The sequence below is a fragment of the Roseisolibacter agri genome, assembly GCF_030159095.1.
Classification (GTDB): domain Bacteria; phylum Gemmatimonadota; class Gemmatimonadetes; order Gemmatimonadales; family Gemmatimonadaceae; genus Roseisolibacter; species Roseisolibacter agri.
In genome coordinates, this window is sequence record NZ_BRXS01000001.1 from 230,154 (window position 1) to 248,090 (window position 17,937).

Here is a 17,937-nt window from a genome sequence, read left to right on the forward strand (position 1 = left end):
GCGACGTCAGCTGCCGGGGCGCAGACTGCCGCCCGCCTGACCTCCCCCCGCGCCCAGCGCGTCGCCGACTCGCTGCTCGCGCTGATGACGCCCGAGGAGAAGCTCGGCCAGCTCACGATGTTCCCGGGCGCGTCCGGGCAGACGGGGCCCGCGGTGCCACCGGCCGCCGATTCCGCGGTGCGCGCCGGCGCCATCGGCTCGTTCCTCAGCATCTACTCGGTGCGCGACACGCGGCGGCTGCAGGAGATCGCGATGCAGTCGCGGCTGAAGATCCCGCTGCTGTTCGCGTTCGACGTCATCCACGGCTGGCGCACGGTGTTCCCGGTGCCGCTCGGGATGGCGGCGACGTTCGACTCGGCGGCGGCGGCGCGCGCGGCGCGCATCGCGGCGGTGGAGGCGTCGGCGGCGGGCGTGCACTGGACGTTCGCGCCGATGGTCGACATCGCGCGCGACCCGCGCTGGGGGCGCATCGTCGAGGGCGCGGGCGAGGACCCGTTCCTCGGCAGCGTCATGGCCGCGGCGCAGGTGCGCGGCTTCCAGGGCGAGCCGGCGATGCTCGGTGGCGCCGCGCCGCCGTCCACCGACGTGCTGCTCGCCACGCCCAAGCATTTCGCCGGCTACGGCTTCGCGGAGGCGGGGCGCGACTACAACACCGTCGAGCTGACCGAGCGCACGCTGTGGGACGTCGTGCTGCCGCCGTTCGAGGCGGCGATCCGCGCCGGCGCGGCGACGATCATGGCGTCGTTCAACGAGATCGGCGGCACGCCGGCGCACGGCAGCCGCTGGCTGCTGCAGGACGTGCTGCGCGACCGCTGGCGCTTCGGCGGGCTGGTGGTGAGTGACTGGACGGGCGTGGCGGAGCTGATCCCGCACGGGCTGGGCGACTCCGCCACCGTCGCCGCGCGCGCCATCCGCGCGGGCGTCGACATCGAGATGTCGAGCACCCTCTACCGCAACACGCTCGCGGCCGAGATCCGCGCGGGGCGTGTGCCGCAGGCGGCCGTGGATTCGGCGGTCGTGCGCGTGCTGCGCGCCAAGCACGCGCTCGGGCTGTTCGACGATCCGTACCGCTTCAGCGACAGCGCGCGCGAGCGGCGCGTGCTGCTCACCGCGGAGCACCGCCGCGCGGCGCGGGAGATCGCGCGGAACGCGATCGTCCTGCTCGAGAACCGCGCCAGCGGCGCCGCGCCGACGCTCCCGCTGCGCAGGACGCTGCGCTCGCTCGCCGTCATCGGCCCGCTCGCCGACGATCCCAAGTCGGCGCTCGGCAACTGGTGGGGCGCCGGGAAGCCCGAGGACGTCGTGAGCCCGCTCGCGGGTCTGCGGCGCGCGCTCCCGAACGCGCGCATCACGCACGTCCGCGGCGCGCCGGCGGACACGATGGACACGACCGGCTTCGCCGCCGCGCGCGCCACCGCCCGCACGGCCGACGCGGTGGTGCTGGTGCTCGGCGAGCGGCAGGACATGAGCGCGGAGGCGTCCAGCCGCGCGTCCATCGAGCTGCCGGGGGCGCAGCTGGCGCTCGCGCGCGCGGTGCTGCGCGCCGCGCGCGCGGCAAATCCGTCCAAGCCCGTGGTGACGGTGCTGCTGAACGGGCGCCCGCTGGCGGTGCAGTGGCTCGCCGACAGCATGCCCGCGCTCGTCGAGAGCTGGTTCCTCGGCGTCGAGCACGGGAACGCGCTGGCCGACGTGCTGCTCGGCGACGCCGACCCGGGCGGGCGCCTGCCGGTGACGGTGCCGCGCGCGACGGGACAGGTGCCGATCTACTACAACCACAAGAACACCGGCCGCCCCGCCGCCGAGAGCAACCACTACACGAGCAAGTACATCGACCTGCCGTGGACGCCGCTGTATCCGTTCGGCTTCGGGCGGAGCTACGCGACGTTCGCGTACTCGGACCTGCAGCTGCCGGCGGAAGGTCGCACCGCCGACTCGCTGGTGGTGAGCGTGACGGTCGCCAACACGTCGCAGCGCGCGGGCGACGAGGTGGTGCAGCTGTACGTGCGCGACGACGCGGCGAGCGTCACGCGCCCGGTGCGCGAGCTGAAGGGGTTCCAGCGCGTGACGCTCGGCGCCGGCGAGCGGCGCACGGTGCGCTTCACGCTGCGGCCGGCACACCTGGCGTTCACGGCGCTCGATCTCAGGCGCGTCGTGGAGCCGGGCTCGTTCACCGTGTGGGCGGGCGGCAGCTCGGCCGCGACGCTCGAGGGGCGGTTCCGGCTGAGCGGGGACACGGTCGTCGTCGCGCCCGCGCCGCCCGCGTATCGCTGATGCCCCGGCCGAGTTGCCGAGCGGGCCTGGCCGAGCGTATGGTGGGGCCATGAGGACGCCCGAGCCGTACATCACGCCCGAGGAGTACCTCCGCCGCGAGCGGGCGGCGGAGACGCGGAGCGAGTACTACCGTGGGCGGATCTACGCGATGAGCGGCGGTTCGCCGAATCACGCCCGCCTGGTGCTCGACTTGGGGGCGGCGCTCAATGCGCAGGTCGGGCGCGACTGCGAGGCGTTCATCACGATCCTGCGCCTTAAGGTCCTGGCGAACGGACTCTACACGTACCCCGACGTGTTCGTGCAGTGCGGGCCGGCGCGCTACGACGACGAGCGCCGGGACACGCTGCTCGACGCGACGCTGATCGCCGAGGTGCTCTCCCCGTCGACGGCTGCCTACGACCGGGGCGAGAAGTTCGCGCTCTACCGCGAGCTCGAGTCGCTGCGCACCTACGTGCTCGTCTCGCAGGACCATCCGCGCGTCGAGGTGTTCGAGCGTGACGGGGAACGCTGGATCCTTCACGAGGTCTCGGGCCTCGACGCGACGCTCGACCTGCCGACGATCGGCGCGTCGATCGCGCTGCGCGAGCTGTACGCCCGCGTCGAGTGGCCCGAGAACCCGCCGCTCCGCGTGGTCCGCGAGGAGGCGCTGGTCTAGCGGGGACTAGCGCCCCAGCAGCTCGGCCAGCGCGTCCTCGGTCGCGTCGAGGCACGCCGCCAGCCGGTCGGGCGTGTGGTCGCCCATGTGGCCCACGCGGAAGGTGCGCGTCTTCACCGTGCCGTAGCCGCTGCCGAGGGTGAAGCCGCGCGCCTTCACGGCGCGCACGATGTCGTCGCCGGTGATGCCGTCCGGCACCGTCACCGCGGTCACCGTCGGCGAGCGATGGCCCGCGGGCGCGAGGATCCCGATCCCGAAGCGCGCCGCGCGCTCGTCCACCCAGCGGTGCGTCTGCGCGGCCATCGCCGCGTGGCGCGCCCAGCGCGCGGGCATCGTCTCCGCCCGCAGGTGCGCGAGCTGCACCTCCGCCGCGTAGAGCAGCGAGGTCGCGGGCGTGTTGGGCGTCTGGTTCTTCTTCACGTACTCCTCGAACTCGGCGAGGTCGAAGTAGAGCCCGCGCGCCGACGCCCGCGTCACGTTCGCCATGTAGCCCTCCGACGCGACCGCGAACGCGAGCCCCGGCGGCATCGCCAGCGCCTTCTGCGAGCCGGTGAGCGCGAGGTCCAGCGACCAGTCGTCGAAGCGCAGCTCCGCGCCGCCGACGCCGGTGACGCTGTCCACCAGGCACGGCACGCCCGCCTCGGCGGCGACGGCGCGGATCGCGCGCACGTCGTGCAGCGCGCCGGTGGACGTCTCCGAGTGCACGACCGTCATCGCGGTGTAGCGGCGCGCGCGCAGCCGCGCGGCCACCTCGTCGGGCGTCGCGACCTGGCCCGGCTCGACGTCGAGGACGTCGAGCTCGCGGTCGGTCTGCCGCACGATCTGCGCGAAGCGCTCGCTGAAGGCGCCGTTGACCACCGAGAGGATCGGCCCCTGCGGCACGCCGCGCACCGCGGCCTCCATCAGCCCCGTCGCCGACGACGAGCTGACGAACACGGGACGCGCGGTGCCGAACACCTCGCGCAGCCCCTCCTGGATGCGCGCGAACATCGCCTCGAACTCGCGGCCGCGGTGCGCGATCATCGGCCGCGTCATCGCCTGCAGCACCTCGGGCCGCACCTCGGTGGGGCCGGGGAGGAAGAAGGTGCCGAAGGTGGTGTCGGGCATCGTGGTGGTCGTCATGCGGTGGTCTCCTCGTCCATGATGAGCGCGACGAGGTCCTCGAACGAGGCCACCTCGTGGTCGGCGGCGCGCACGACGACGTCGCGGCGCGCGAATCCGGTGAATGCGGCGAGCGCGTCGCACGCGTCGCGCATGGCGACGTCGGTGGAGCCGTCGCCGACGGCGAGCGCGGGGCGGGCGACGCCACCGGCGAGCGCCGCGGCGACGACGTCGCGCTTGCCGTCCTGCCGCGTCAGCGGCGAGCCCGCGTCGTACGACCAGTAGCTGCCGCCGCCGTCGAGCACGACGTCCACGGCGTGCACGTCGTCGAGCGCGAAGCCCAGCTCGCGCGCCACGGGAAGGATCGCCTGCCGGATGCCGCCGCTCACCAGCGCCACGTGCACGCCCACGCGGCGCAGGAAGGCGATCGCCTCGACGGCGTCGGGCGCCAGCGCGTCGGCGTACGCGCGCGCGAGCGCGATCAGGTCCTCACGGCCGGGACGCACGAGCGCGATGCGCTCGCCGTAGACGGCGTCGAGCGCGATCTCGCCGCGCATCGCCCGATCGGTCGCCTCGGCGACGCGCGCCGCCACGTCGGGGCCGCGGCGCTGCGCGAGGAAGTCGATGCCCTCGACGCCGCAGAGCGTCGAGTCGACGTCGAGAAAGACGGACCTGAATCGGGTCATCGCGATGGTGCTTTCGGTGGCTGGCTGCGTGCTGCGTGCACGGCCGCTCGAGACGCGGCGGTGCGCCGGACTTGTGGCCTATTGGGGAGGATGCGGATGCTCCGGATCGGAACGGATGAGACGGATCGCTCCGCCTCGGCGCATGGGACGTCGCCGCCACGCGGGACGATCCGAAGGATCCGTTCTCATCCGGAGCATCCGCATCCTCCCAAGCGGCAAATGGGGTCCGGCGCGTCAGTGCAGGCCGCGCAGCACGCAGCATTCATTCGAAGACGTTCCCTGGCGCGAGGAGCCCGAGCGGATCCAGCTCGCGCTTCACCGCCCGCATGACGGCGAGCTGCGCGGGCGAGAGCTGTAGCGGCAGCCAACGGCGCTTGAGCTTCCCGATCCCGTGCTCCGCCGCGACGGTGCCGCCCATCGACAGCACGTGGCGCAGCGTCGCGTCCACGGCGCGCTCGATGGTCTCCAGCTCGTGGGCGTCGCGGGCGAGGAAGTGCTGGTGCGGATGGCCGTTGCCCGCGTGGCCGAAGGTCGCCACGGGCGCCACGCCGAACGTCGCGGCGATCGCGTCGGCGGCCTGCAGCGCCTCGTGCAGGCGGCGGTACGGCACCGCCCAGTCGGTCGAGACCTTGCGCCCACCCTCGGCGCGGTAGCGCGCGGCGCGCTCGTTGAGCGTCGCGGGAACCGCGTGCCGCATGCGCCGCGCGTCGCGCAGCGTGGCCTCGCCCTCGAACACCTGGATGTCGTCGGTCAGCGCGCCATGCGCCTCGGCGAGCGCCAGCCACGCATCGAGCGGCGGCTCGGCCTCGCCGAACGCCTCCTCCTCCGTGTAGACGTACGCGCGCGCGTCGGTCGCCCACGAGCCACCGACGAAGTCGCGCGCGATCGCGAACGCCTTCTCGTCCAGGTACTCGAGGCAGCGCGGGTTCACGCCTTCCGCTCCGGCGTCGCGCGCCGTGCGCGCCGCGGCGATGAACGCCAGCGCGTCCGCCGCCGCGCGGAACGGGATGCCGAGCCCCGTCACCGCGGTCGGCAGTGCCAGCAGCTGCAGCTCGGCCTCCAGCACGACGCCGAGCGTGCCCTCGCTGCCGACGAACCAGTCGAGCATGTCGTGCACGGGACCGTAGCCGGCGACGTTCTTCTCCATCGCGGGGCGCCGCACCTCGATCACGCGGCCGTCCGCGAGCGCCACGGTGAGCGCGCGCAGGTGCGGCCCCGTCGCGCCGTACTTGAGCGACCGCGCGCCGCTGGAGTCGCACGCGATCGCGCCGCCGAGCGTGGACTCCTCCTCGCTCGTGGGATCGGGGGCGAAGAGGAGGCCGTGCGCCGCGGCCGCGCGCTTCACGTCGCCCAGCAGCGCGCCGGGCTGCACGCGCATCGTGCGCGCGGCCGGGTCGAGGTCGACGACGCGGTCCAGCGCGCGCAGCGACAGCACGACGCCGCGGTCGGCGATCGAGCCGCCGACGTAGCTCGTCTGCGCGCCGGCGGCGGTGACGGGCGTGCGCGCCGCGTGCGCCGCGCGCAGGACGTCCACCACCTCCTCGGCGGACGCAGGGCGCGCCACCGCGTCGGGCACCAGGTGCAGCCCCGACGCGTCCTGCGCGAAGCCCGCGCGGATCGCGGGATCGGTGACGAGGGCCGCGCTCACTCGCTCCTCACGCGCCGCGGAACTGCACGACCGACGCGCCCTGCACGTCGGGCAGCTCGCACAGCCGCTGCCGCACGCTCGCGTCCACGTGCCCGTCCACGGAGATCACGGCCAGCGCCTCGCCGCCCTGCGCCATGCGCGCCTGGTGGTATTCGGCGATGTTCACCTGCGCGTCGCCCAGCAGCGTGCCGACGCGCCCGATGACGCCGGGCACGTCGCGGTTGGTGAGCACGATGAGCGTCTGGCGCGGGTTCACGTCGACGTGGAAGGCGCCGATTCGCGTGAGGCGCGGGCCGCCGTCGGCGGGCGCGTTGCCCGCGACGGTGAGCTCCTGCATCGCGCCGCGCAGCGACACCTCGAGCGCGTTCGGCGGCAGCATGCCGCTCTCGCCCGCGGTCAGCTCCAGCCCGCGCCCCTCGGCCAGCGCGCGCGCGTTGATGAGGTTCAGGCGGTCGTGCTCGATCACGCCCTCGACCGCGCCCAGCGCCGCGGCGCTCAGCAGCAGCTCGCGGCCGCCCGCGATCGCGCTGCCGCAGCGCACGGTGAGCCGCTGCACCGCGCGCACGCCCATGTCGGCGAGGATGGCGCGCGCGACGGCGGCGGCGCGGCGCGCGACGAGCATCGCGGGCTGCAGCTCCTTCCACTCGCCGGCGACGGCGGCGACGTTCATCGAGCGCGACAGCTCGCCGCGCAGCAGCGCGTCGCGCACCGCCGCGCACACGTCCACCGCGACGTTGCGCTGGGCCTCCGCCGTGTTGGCGCCGATGTGCGGCGTCAGCACGACGTTGGGCGCCTGGCGCAGCGGATGGTCGGGCGACAGCGGCTCGCGTGCGTAGACGTCGAGCACCGCGCCCTTCAGGTGCCCGCTCTCCAGCGCGGCCTGCAGCGCCACGTCGTCGACGATGCCGCCGCGCGCCAGGTTGGCGACGATCGCGCCCGCGCGCAGCCGCGCCAGCTCGCGACGGCCGATGAGCCCCGTCGTCTCGTCGTTCAGCGGCGTGTGGACGGTGAGGATGTCGGCGTCGTCCAGCAGCGCGTCGAGCGTGGGCGCGCGCCGCACGCGCAGCGCCGCGAAGCGCGCGTCGGCGACGTACGGGTCGAACGCGACGAGCTCCATCCCGAACGCGTGCGCGCGCGTGGCCACCTCGCCGCCGATCCGCCCCAGCCCCACGATGCCGAGCGTGCGCCCCTTGAGCTCCGCGCCCATGAGCGACGCGCGGTCCCACTTCCCCTCGCGCATCGTCTCCCAGGCGCGCGGCAGCTGCCGCAGCAGCCCGAGCACGGTGCCGAAGAACAGCTCCGCGACGGCGACGGTGTTGCCCGCGGGTGCGTTGATGACCGCGACGCCGAGCTCCGTGGCGACGTCCATGGCGACGTTGTCGACGCCGACGCCCGCGCGCCCCACCACCCGCAGCCGCGGCGCGTGCCGCAGCAGCTCGGCCGAGATGCGCGTGGCGCTGCGGCCGATGATCGCGTCGTAGTCGCCGATGCGCTCCATCAGCGCCGGCACCGGGAGCGTCGGCACCTCGTCCACGCGGAGCGCGGGCTCGGCCTCGAGGAGCGCGATGCCGTCGCGGTCGATGTCGTCTGTCACCAATACCCTGAACGTCACTTTGCAGAGGGGCGGAGGACGGAACGGCGGAAAACGATGACGCGGAGGACGATGGGGCGTGAGACGGTGGGTCGGACCTTCGTGCCTCTCTGCCGCAAGCTACAAGCACCCGGCGTGCATGTCGTCCGCACTATCGTATCACGCGGTCCCGTCTTCCGCCGTTCCGTCCTCCGCCTCTCCGTCTTCCGGTGTCGATCAGATCGTCCACCGCGCTCGCCCTCGCCCGCCTCGTTCGCGCCGCGTACGACGCCTGGTCGCAGGACTTCCGGTGGTCCACCCGCCGGGCCGGCGTCCGGTTCGCGACGCGCGACTGGAGCGGGGCGCAGGCCGACGCCGAGGCGCGACTCGCCCTGTGGTACCGGTGGATCGACCAGGCGGCGGCCGACGCGCGCCGCATGCTCGGCGCGGGGAAGGGGGACCGGGCGCTCTGGCGGGCGGTGCGCGACGCCTACGCCGCGGAGGTCGCGGGGCGCCCCGACCAGGACGTCGCCGAGTCGTTCTACAACTCGCTGGCGCGCCGCGGGCTGCCGACGGTGGGCCTGGACGCGGAGCTGCACTTCGTGCGCGGGGCGGCGGCCGGGCCGACGGCGGAGGAGATCGCGGCGGTCGCGCGGCGGCTGCCGGTCGAGGACGGGCCGGCGGCGGTGGCGGACGCGATCCTCGCGCGGTGGGCCGGCCCGGCGCCGCTGGAGGGGCCGGCGGGGCCGCGGTGGGCGGACCACGCGCGCGACGTGCGCCGCCTCGCCGACGCGCTCGACGCGCGGGCGCATGAAGTGCTCGGTGGCTGGCCCGACGCTGGCGAGATCGTGGCGGAGCCGTTCTTCCGCGGGCACGGGGCCTACCTCGTCGGCCGGCTGTCGCGCGGCGGCACGACCTGCCCGCTGATCGTCGCGCTGCGGCACCCGCCCGAGGGCGTGGCGGCCGACGCGGTGCTCTGCACGGAGGACGAGGCGTCGATCGTCTTCGGCTTCGCGTGGTCGTACTTCCACGTCGAGACCGACCGGCCGCGCGCGCTGGTCGCCTTCCTCACGTCGGTGCTGCCGCGCAAGCGCGTGGACGAGCTGTACACCGCGATCGGCTACCACCGCCACGCCAAGACGGAGCTGTTCCGGACGCTCCGGTCGCACCTGGCGCGGCGCCGGGCCCGCTTCGCCCGCGCGGAGGGAGTGCAGGGGCTCGTGATGGAGGTCTTCACCCTCCCGTCGCTGGACGTCGTCTTCAAGCTGATCCGCGACCGCTTCGGCGCGCCCAAGCGCACCACCCGGCGCGAGGTCATGGAGCGCTACCACTTCGTCTTCGTGCGCGACCGCGTGGGGCGGCTGGCCGACGCGCAGGAGTTCGAGGGGCTCGTCTTCCGGCGGCGCACCTTCCCCGAGCCGCTGCTGGCCGAGCTGCTGGAGGCGGCGCCCAGCGTGCTGCGGGTGGAGGGGGAGGGGGACGGGGAGCGCGTGCTCCTGCGGCACTGCTACACGGAGCGGCGGCTGATCCCGCTCGACGTGTACGTCCGCACCGCGCCGATCGACGCGGCCGCCGCGGCGGCGCTCGACTACGGGCAGGCGATCCGCGAGCTGGCGCTGGCGGGCATCTTCGCCGGCGACCTGCTGCTCAAGAACTTCGGGGTCAGCCGCCACGGCCGCGTCATCTTCTACGACTACGACGAGCTGGCCGACCTGCAGGAGTGCCGCTTCCTCCCGCTGCCGGACGACGACGGCTGGGGCGGCGAGACGCCCGCGGTGGGCGAGCACGACGTCTTCCCGGAGGAGTTCGCGCGCTTCACGCTGCCGACCGGCCCGCTGCGCGACGCCTTCCTCTCGCGCCACGCCGACCTGCTCGACCCCGGCTGGTGGGAGGCGACGCAGGCGCGGCTGCGCCAGGGCGAGCTGGTGGAGACGCTCCCGTATCGAGACGAGCGGCGGCTGGGCCCAAGCGCGCTCGGGTCCTGACCGACGAGGGGGACGCCGCGCGCCACCGACGGGGGACGGACCGCGGGGGTCGGGCGGCCGGGGCTGGCCGGCAACGTGGGAGAACCGTGGGAGAACCGTGGGAGGCGGGGCGTGCGACCTCCGTCACGCCGCACGGTATGCAATCTGCCGGGCTTCGGGAGCGACCGGCCCGGACTCGGCGACCACTGGGGCGCCGTGCCGGCTGGAGCCGTCGAGTCATGGCGCAGTCTGAATCACCGGACGACCGCTCGCCCCGTGCGCGCGGTGGCCGATTCCATCTAGAGCAGTCCGCGCACGACCGTGCGTCGTCCGCCGCCCACCGCGAGCCGACCACCCTGCCGCCCCGCGAGGCGTACGTCGATCGCCTGGTGCCGCGCACCGTCGCCGCCGACGCCGCGGGCGAGCGCAGTGCGGGCGAGCGCAGTGCGGGCGATCGCGCGCCGCGCGGCGATCCGGGGAGTGCCGACCGGCCGGCGCCGGTCCGCGCCGCGCTGCCGCGGGAGGACACGGGCCCCCACAACGGTTCGTCCGGCGATCCCGAGCACGAGCGCGAGGTGGTGCGCCGCGTCTTCGACGAGCGCACGGGCGACGAGTGGCGCGTGTTCGAGCGCGACACGCGCCGCATCCCGGGCAGCCGCGGGGCCCGCTGCCTCTTCTTCGACGGCGAGGGGATCGTGCGCCGCGTGTGGCACTATCCCGCCGACTGGCAGTCGCTGCCGGCCGCCGCGCTGCTGGCGCTGATGGACCGGCCGCCGTTGGGGGACCGGTAGGCCTGCTGCGGTGCGCCGGACCCGAACGGCATTGCAAGGATGAAGATCTGAACAGATCTGATAACGACGGATGGCTCCGGTGGAGTGCGAGATCCCTCGCCACCACGTGGAGCCATCCGTCGTTATCAGATCTTCTCAGACTTTGATCCTTGCTGCTGTTTGCCGTTCGGGTCCAGCGCGAAGCCGCGTGGGAAACCAGGCAGGCCCCGAACGCACCGCGGGCTGCGAGCCGACCCGGAGGTCGAGCCCGCAGCCCGCGGTCCGCAGCGCGATCGCGTGATCGCGCCGTCGGTCAGGGCTCGTGCCCCTCCTCGTCCTCCTCCTCGAACGCCGGACCCGACGCGTCGGTCCCGCTCACGCGCTCGACGCGCAGCGGCACCTTCGTCGTCTGGCCGTTGATCGTCACGGCGACCTGGTACGTCCCGGTCGGGACGAGCGGCGCGCCGCCGCCACGGCCGCCGAAGCCGCCCTGGCCGCGGCCGCGCGAGGCCGCCTGGATGGCCTGGAACACCTGCGACATCGCGCCCTGGTCCATGCCGCCGGCCGGCGCGCCACCCTCACCCGCCGCCTCGGACGCGCCCTCGCCGCGCGCGCCCGCGCCGCCGCCGCCCGTGGTCTCGCCCGGACGCTCCGTCCAGCGCGGATAGCCCACCGGCTGGATCGTCCCGCGGGCGCCCGCGCCACCACCGCCGCCGAAGCCGCCGCCGCCACCGCCGCCGCCCGCGCCGAACCGCGCCGCCAGCTGCTGCAGCGCCTGCGGGCCGCCGTTCAGCGCGTCCTTGATCTGCCCGGCCATCTGCGCCGGGACGATCTTCTCGTTCACCAGCGAGTCCACCACCGCGATCGCGCGGCGCGCTTGGTCGATCGAGTCGCGGCGCTCGGCCGGCGACAGCGTGCGCGCCGCCGGACGGCCGCGCATGTCCCACAGCAGCGTGTGCACGCCCGGCGTGCTGGGCGCGTTCGGGAACGCGCGCAGCGTGTCGCCCATCGGGCCGAGGATCGCGACGCGCACCGGACCGCTGACGTTCGCGCCCGGGGCGATGCGGTACGACACCAGCGCGCCGTACGCCGGGCTCGGCGCGGCCCAGTACTGGTGGCCCGCGCTCTGGCCCTCCATCGGCACCTCGCCGTACTGGAACGCCGTCTTCGGCGCGAACACGTGCGTCGCCTTCGCCAGCGTCGCCGTGCTCATCTCCTGCAGCGGCGCCACGTCCACGATCCAGATCGCGCGCCCGTGCGTGCCCGCGATCAGCTCGCGCTCGCGCGGGTGGATGCGCAGGTCGTGCACCGGCACCGTCGGCAGCCCGGTCATGAACGGCTGCCAGCTGCCGCCGCGGTCGAGCGACGTGTACACGCCGACGTCCGTGCCGAGGTACAGCAGGTCCGGGTTCACCGGATCCTCGCGGATCACGTGCACGAAGTTCGGCCCGCCCGTCGGCAGGTTCGCGGCGATCGAGCGGAAGCTGCGGCCGCCGTCGCGCGTCATGTAGACGTACGGCGTGAAGTCGCCGCGGCGGTGGTTGTCGAACGTCACGTAGAAGACCGCCGTGTCCTTCCAGCTCGGCTCGATGCGGCTGACGTACGTGCCCGCCGGCACGCCCGGGAAGCGGCCCGTGAGGTCGTCCCACGTCGCGCCGTCGTTGCGCGTCAGCCAGACCTTCCCGTCGTCGGTGCCCGCGTACAGGCGGCCCGCCTGCACCGGCGACTCGTTCAGCGACACGATCGTGCTGAACGTCTCGGCGCCCGTCGCGTCGACCGTGATGCCGCCCGTCGTGCGCGTCGAGACGCGGATCTTCTCCGCGTCCTTCGTCGTCAGGTCGGGCGAGATGAAGTACAGGTTGTTGCCGCGGTCCGTGCTCTTCAGCACGCGGTTGGCGCCCGTGTAGAACACCCGCGGGTTGTGCCACGACAGGAAGAACGGCGTGTTCCAGTTCCACCGGATGTCGAGGTCCGCCGAGTCGGCGCGCTGGCGCGCGCGGAAGTCGGCGAGGCGGCGGCGCTGGTCCGCCGTCAGCGGCTGCGTCGTGTCCGGCCGCTCGGTGAGGATCGAGTCCTCCCACTGCATGTAGCGGCTGCGCCACTGCGGCTTCACGAGCGCGGTGCGCTCACCGGTCAGCAGGTCGACGCGCGACATGTTGCCGCCCTGCGACTCCGCGTACACGGTGTTCTGGTCGGTCGGGTCCTGCGCGGTGACGAAGCCGTCGCCGCCGGCGACCGTCGCCCACATCGCGTTCGTCACCGGGCCGTTGCGGCGCCGCGACGGGCCGCACCACGAGCCGTTGTCCTGCAGGCCGCCGCACACGCGGTACGGCGTGGCCATGTCGTAGCTGATGTTGTAGAACTGCCCGATCGGGATGTGGTTCAGGAAGTTGTAGCTTCCGCCCCGGTCGTAGCTGATCGCGACGCCGCCGTCGTTGCCGACGATCATGCGCTGCGGGTCCACGGGATCGATCCACATCGCGTGATGGTCGACGTGGATGCCGACCGTCGCGTTGCGCGCGTTCTTGCCGCCCTCGTCGGAGACCTTCACCGGCGTCGACGACCAGTAGACGCGGCTCGGGTTCTTCGGGTCGACGCGCACCTGCGAGTAGTAGAAGGGGCGCACGTTCTCGTTGTTCGTGCGCTCCCACGTCGCGCCGCCGTCCTGCGAGCGATACAGTCCGCTCGGCTTCGTCTGCGCCTTCTTCCCCTTCTCGGCGTTCGGCATCGTGTCCGCCTCGACCATGAGGTACATGGTCTTCGGATCGCTCGCCGCGATGGCGATCTCGATGCGTCCGAGCATGCTCGTCGGCAGCCCGCCGCCCTTCACCGCCGTCCACGACTTGCCGGCGTCGGTCGACTTCCAGAGGCCCGAGCCCGGGCCGCCCGACTGCAGGAAGTACGGGCCGCGCACGCGCTCGTAGCTCGCCGCCCACACCACGTCGGGATTCGACGGGTCGAGCTCGACGTCCACGAAGCCGGCCTTCTCGCCGACGCTCTTGGCGAGCGTCCACGTCGCGCCGCCGTCGGTCGTCTTGTACAGGCCACGCTCGCCGCCGCTGCGCCACGCCGGGCCGAGCGCCGCGACGTAGGCGACGTTGGCGTCGCGCGGGTCGACGACGATGCGCCCGATGTGCTCGGACTTCGGCAGCCCGATGAACGTCCAGCTGCGGCCGCCGTTGGTCGACTTGAAGATGCCGCAGCCCGGCGAGATCGAGTTGCGCGAGTTGGGCTCGCCCGTGCCGGCGTAGATCACGTTGGTGTCGCTCGGCGCGATCGCGAGATCGCCCATCGAGATGCACCGCTGGTCGTCGAAGATCGGCCGGAACGTCGTGCCGTTGTTCGTCGTCTTCCAGATGCCGCCGCCGGCCGCCGCGACGTAGAACGTCTTGGAGGGCGACGGGATGCCCTCCACGTCGGCGACGCGGCCGCCCATGTTGGCGGGGCCGATCGGGCGCCAGCGCAGCGCGCCGAGCATCGCCGAGTCGATCATGGCGGCGCTGCGGGGCGCGCCGGACGTCGCGCTGGTCGACGTCGCGCGCGTCGCCGGGGCGTCCTTGGTGACCGGTTGGGCGCCAAGGGAAGGGACGCCCGCCAGCGCGAGGCCGGCGAGCGCGGGAGCGAGGCGGGGTGCTCGCATGCGCGGAGGGGTGGGATGGGGACGCGCCGCCCGCGTGGGCGGCTCTCGGCGGCACCCGGGCCTGGGGCCGGCCGACGCGGACTGTACGCGCGCGGGGCGGGGGCTGTTGAGCGCCCCCGGTCCCGAGCCGTCCCGGGACGGTGCGCCCGCGCGCAGCCGCGGTCAATGCGGCGTCGGCCGGACCTCAGGGCGCCACGTCGGCCGGCTCGGGGGGCGCGCCCTTGCCGGCGAGCAGCCGCGCGCGGCACTCGGCGACGTCGTAGTCGGGCTCGGGGTAGCGCAGGTCGAGCCCCTTCAGCGCGCGCTGCAGCGTGCGCGCGATCAGGTAGTCGCGGACCCGCTTGTCGTCGGCGGGCACGAGGAACCAGGGCGCGTCGGGCGTGCTGCAGCGCGACAGCGCGTCCTCGTAGGCCTCGGTGTAGTCGTCCCAGCGATCGCGGTCGTCCAGGTCTCCGGGATCGAACTTCCACCGCTTCTCGGGCTCGTCCAGCCGCTCCAGCAGCCGTCGCCCCTGCTCCTCGCGTGAGACGTGCAGGAAGAACTTGAGCACCGAGATGCCCGCGGCCGTGAGCGTCGCCTCGAACGCGTTGATCTGGTCGTAGCGCGCCTTCCACACCTTCTTCGGCACGAGCCCGCGCACGCGCGCCACCAGCACGTCCTCGTAGTGCGAGCGGTTGAAGACACCCAGGTAGCGCAGCCCGGGCACCTGCTGGTGCACGCGCCACAGGAAGTCGTGGCCTCGCTCGATGGTGCTCGGCACGCCGAACGCCGCGATGTGGAGGCCGAGCGGGCTGCACGCGCCGAAGACCTTGCGGATCGTGCCGTCCTTCCCGGAGGCGTCGCGCCCCTGCAGCACGACCAGCATGCCGTACCGGCCGTCGGCGTACAGCCGCTGCTGCAGGTCGCCCACGCGGTCGAGGGCGCGCGCGGTCGCCTCCTCCAGCTCCAGGCCCTCGGGCACGCCGCGCGGCGGGTGGGCCAGCTTGTCGGGAAGGCGCACGCGGGCGTTGTGCGCGATCGGGTCGAGGTGCATGCGATGGGGGTCGGAGGGCTGCTGCGTGCGGTGTGTCCGGCACCGTCGCGCCAGGCTCTTTGACTACTGGGGGAGTACGGATGCTTCGGATCTGAACGGATCGTGCGGATCGCTCCTCTCGGGTGCGGGGAGCGTCGCCGCCACGCGGGACGATCCGAAGCCTCCGTCGTGATCCGGAGCATCCGTAACCTCTCCAATAGGCGAGAGGCTCCGGCGCGCCGGCGCGTCCCGAGGCCGTGCACGCAGCACGAAGCCCGCAGCCGAAGTCTGCACGCCCTGGGCCCGGCCGCGGCCTTCCCGGTCCGCCGCACTGCCGCTAACGTCGCGCGCATGACGACCCGACTCCACACCCTGCTCGCCTGCGTCCTCGCGAGCGCCGCGCTGGGCGCCTGCGCGCGCCGCACGACCGCCACCGGCGCTCCCGCGCCCGGCGCCGCGTACGACGTGGTCATCACCGGCGGCCGGCTGGTGGACGGCACCGGCAACCCGTGGACGTACGCCGACGTCGGCGTGCGGGGCGACCGCATCGTGCGCGTCGCGCCGCGCGGCGCCCTCGCCAACGCGCCCGCCGCGCAGCGCGTGGACGCGCGCGGGCAGGTCGTCGCGCCGGGGTTCATCGACATCCAGAGCCACTCGTGGGACGCGCTGCTGTGGCGCGACGGCCGCGTGGTGGGCAAGGTGGCGCAGGGCGTCACGACCGAGATCCTCGGCGAGGCCACGACGCCGGCGCCGGTGAACGCCGCGGTGCGCGCGCTGCTGGGCGACGACGATCCGCCGGGCGACGCGGCCGCCATCCCGCGCCGGCTGCGCGAGGGCTTCGGCGGCGCGCGCGGCTTCGGCGCCTGGCTCGACGCGCTGGGCCGCCACCCCAACAGCGTCAACGTCGGCTCGTACCTGGGCGCGACCACCGTGCGCGCGTACGCGATGGGGCAGCGGCAGGGCGCGGCCGACGCGGCGGCGCTGGACACGATGCGCCGCGTGGTCGCGGACGCGATGCGCGACGGCGCGTTCGGCGTCTCGAGCGCGCTGATCTACCCGCCCGGCAGCTTCGCCGGCACCGCGGAGCTGATCGCGCAGGCGCAGGCGATGGCGCCGTACCACGGCACGTACATCACGCACATGCGCAGCGAGGACGACTCGCTGTTCGAGGCGATGGACGAGGCGTTCCGCATCGGGCGCGAGGGCGGCGTGCCGGTCATCATCTACCACCTGAAGGCGGCCGGGCGGCGCAACTGGCCCAAGGCGCCGCGCATGGTCGCGAAGATCGACTCGGCGCGCGCGGCGGGACAGGACGTCATCGCGACCATGTATCCGTACGCCGCGTCGGGGAACACGCTCGCGTCGTGCTTCCCCGACTGGGCCGCCGCCGACGGCAAGCTGCTCGCGAACCTCGCCGATGCCGCGATGCGCGCGCGCATCCGCGCCGCGATGACGGACACGGCGCCCGGCGCGCCCGACTACTGCCAGCGCGATCCCGGCGCCGTGATGGTGCAGGGCTTCCGGAAGGCGGAGTGGCAGCGCCTCAACGGCCTGCGCATCCCCGCGATGGCCGAGGCGCTCGGCAAGCCGTGGCCGGACGCCGTCATCGACGTCGTGCTGGGCGAGGAGAACCGCCTGAGCAAGATCACGTTCAGCATGGACGAGGCGAACGTCGCGATGCAGCTGCGGCGGCCGTGGGTCGTGATCGGCTCCGACGCCGGCGGCCAGAACCCGGACAGCGCGCGCGGGCTCACGCATCCGCGCGCGTACGGCACCTACGCGCGCGTGCTGGGGAAGTACGTGCGCCAGGACTCGGTGCTGACGCTGGAGGACGCGGTGCGCCGCATGTCCGGCGCGACGGCGCAGGCGCTCGGCCTGCGCGACCGCGGGCTGGTGCGCGAGGGCATGCTCGCGGACCTGGTCGTGTTCGATCCCGCGACGGTGAGCGATCCCGCGACCTTCGAGCGGCCGCACCAGCTGGCCGTCGGCGTGCGGCACGTGTGGGTCAACGGCGTCGCGGTCTGGCGCGACGGGCGGCACACGGGCGCGACGCCGGGGCGGGTGGTGCGGGGGCCGGGGTGGAGCGGGAACCGCTGACGGCTGCGGGATGCGGAACCTTCAGCTCCGCGCGCTCGGCGGCCGACGTCGCGCCCGGACTGTTGGCCTTCGGTGAGGATGCGGATGCTCCGGATGAGCCGGATCATGCGGATCGCTCCATGTGGCGCATGGGACGTCGCCGCCATGTGGGGCGATCCGTCAGATCCGCTTCATCCGGAGCATCCGTATCCCTCCCAAAGGCTACAAGGGGACCGGCGCGTCGGGCTCTGAAGAGCGAACGGCTTGGACAGGATTCAACGGATTGAACGGACAAGATCTGATGTGAGGTCCTCACCGCGGGTGGCTCCATGCGCCGCGAGGAGCGTACATCAGATCTTGTCCGTTCAATCCTGTCAATCCTGTCTGTAGTTGTCGTTCGGGTCCGGCGCGCGCGAACCGGAACGGCGTGAGACAGGATGACGAAGAGGCTCCGCACCGGCGCTCAGAACCATGCGGCACACGGAGCCTCCTGGTCATCCGGTCATCCTGTCTTGCAGTCGTCGTTCAGATCCGCAGCCCGCAA

11 protein-coding genes are annotated in these 17,937 nt (G+C 73.8%); 5 read left to right on the top strand and 6 right to left on the bottom strand.

Annotated elements, in window-relative coordinates; genetic code table 11:
- The first annotated feature begins 84 nt into the window (after positions 1–84).
- Together bglX and rosag_RS01015 are read left to right on the top strand one after the other, a co-directional pair.
- Positions 85–2,271, top strand: a complete 2,187-nt coding sequence (gene bglX / locus rosag_RS01010) for a beta-glucosidase BglX (RefSeq protein WP_284348135.1) — start codon at positions 85–87, stop codon at positions 2,269–2,271.
- Between the two features lie 49 nt (positions 2,272–2,320).
- Complete coding sequence (locus tag rosag_RS01015; RefSeq protein WP_284348136.1) at positions 2,321–2,926, top strand: Uma2 family endonuclease; 606 nt, start codon at positions 2,321–2,323, stop codon at positions 2,924–2,926.
- A 6-nt stretch (positions 2,927–2,932) separates the two neighbouring features.
- Here the strand turns inward: rosag_RS01015 and rosag_RS01020 are convergent, their stop codons facing one another.
- From rosag_RS01020 to serA, 4 genes are all read right to left on the bottom strand, one after another.
- Positions 2,933–4,048 carry a pyridoxal-phosphate-dependent aminotransferase family protein gene (locus rosag_RS01020; RefSeq protein WP_284348137.1) on the bottom strand — a complete coding sequence of 372 codons (1,116 nt, stop codon included), beginning with the start codon at positions 4,046–4,048 and terminating at the stop codon, positions 2,933–2,935.
- Positions 4,045–4,713, bottom strand: a complete 669-nt coding sequence (locus rosag_RS01025) for an HAD-IB family phosphatase (RefSeq protein ID WP_284348138.1) — start codon at positions 4,711–4,713, stop codon at positions 4,045–4,047. Before rosag_RS01025 ends, rosag_RS01020 begins: the two co-directional genes overlap by 4 nt.
- A 262-nt stretch (positions 4,714–4,975) precedes the next feature.
- Entirely contained in the window at positions 4,976–6,361 is a 1,386-nt protein-coding gene (locus rosag_RS01030; protein WP_284348139.1) for an FAD-binding oxidoreductase, read from the bottom strand.
- A 7-nt stretch (positions 6,362–6,368) separates the two neighbouring features.
- On the bottom strand, positions 6,369–7,955 hold the full coding sequence (gene serA / locus rosag_RS01035) for a phosphoglycerate dehydrogenase (protein ID WP_284348140.1): 1,587 nt from the start codon (positions 7,953–7,955) through the stop codon (positions 6,369–6,371).
- Between the two features lie 206 nt (positions 7,956–8,161).
- Between serA and aceK the strand changes: the two genes are divergently transcribed.
- On the top strand, positions 8,162–9,916 hold the full coding sequence (gene aceK / locus rosag_RS01040; RefSeq protein WP_284348141.1) for a bifunctional isocitrate dehydrogenase kinase/phosphatase: 1,755 nt from the start codon (positions 8,162–8,164) through the stop codon (positions 9,914–9,916).
- 368 nt (positions 9,917–10,284) lie between these two features.
- Positions 10,285–10,686, top strand: a complete 402-nt coding sequence (locus rosag_RS01045; protein WP_284348142.1) for a hypothetical protein — start codon at positions 10,285–10,287, stop codon at positions 10,684–10,686.
- Positions 10,687–10,978: 292 nt separating this feature from the next.
- On the opposite strand, the gene rosag_RS01050 is transcribed toward rosag_RS01045, so the two are convergent.
- On the bottom strand, positions 10,979–14,305 hold the full coding sequence (locus rosag_RS01050) for a WD40/YVTN/BNR-like repeat-containing protein (RefSeq protein WP_284348143.1): 3,327 nt from the start codon (positions 14,303–14,305) through the stop codon (positions 10,979–10,981).
- A gap of 184 nt (positions 14,306–14,489) precedes the next feature.
- Complete coding sequence (locus rosag_RS01055; RefSeq protein WP_284348144.1) at positions 14,490–15,338, bottom strand: PPK2 family polyphosphate kinase; 849 nt, start codon at positions 15,336–15,338, stop codon at positions 14,490–14,492.
- A gap of 330 nt (positions 15,339–15,668) precedes the next feature.
- Between rosag_RS01055 and rosag_RS01060 the strand changes: the two genes are divergently transcribed.
- Positions 15,669–17,414 (top strand): N-acyl-D-amino-acid deacylase family protein, encoded by a 1,746-nt coding sequence (locus rosag_RS01060; RefSeq protein ID WP_284348145.1) that lies wholly within the window; start codon positions 15,669–15,671, stop codon positions 17,412–17,414.
- The last annotated feature ends 523 nt before the right edge of the window (positions 17,415–17,937 follow it).

Bases quoted from the DNA above. Each gene is read 5' to 3' on its own strand.
- bglX (WP_284348135.1), top strand. From the start codon at position 85: ATGACGCCCGAGGAGAAGCTCGGCCAGCTCACGATGTTCCCGGGCGCG.
- rosag_RS01015 (WP_284348136.1), top strand. From the start codon at position 2,321: ATGAGGACGCCCGAGCCGTACATCACGCCCGAGGAGTACCTCCGCCGC.
- rosag_RS01020 (WP_284348137.1), bottom strand. From the start codon at position 4,048: ATGACGACCACCACGATGCCCGACACCACCTTCGGCACCTTCTTCCTC.
- rosag_RS01025 (WP_284348138.1), bottom strand. From the start codon at position 4,713: ATGACCCGATTCAGGTCCGTCTTTCTCGACGTCGACTCGACGCTCTGC.
- rosag_RS01050 (WP_284348143.1), bottom strand. From the start codon at position 14,305: ATGCGAGCACCCCGCCTCGCTCCCGCGCTCGCCGGCCTCGCGCTGGCG.
- rosag_RS01055 (WP_284348144.1), bottom strand. From the start codon at position 15,338: ATGCACCTCGACCCGATCGCGCACAACGCCCGCGTGCGCCTTCCCGAC.
- rosag_RS01060 (WP_284348145.1), top strand. From the start codon at position 15,669: ATGACGACCCGACTCCACACCCTGCTCGCCTGCGTCCTCGCGAGCGCC.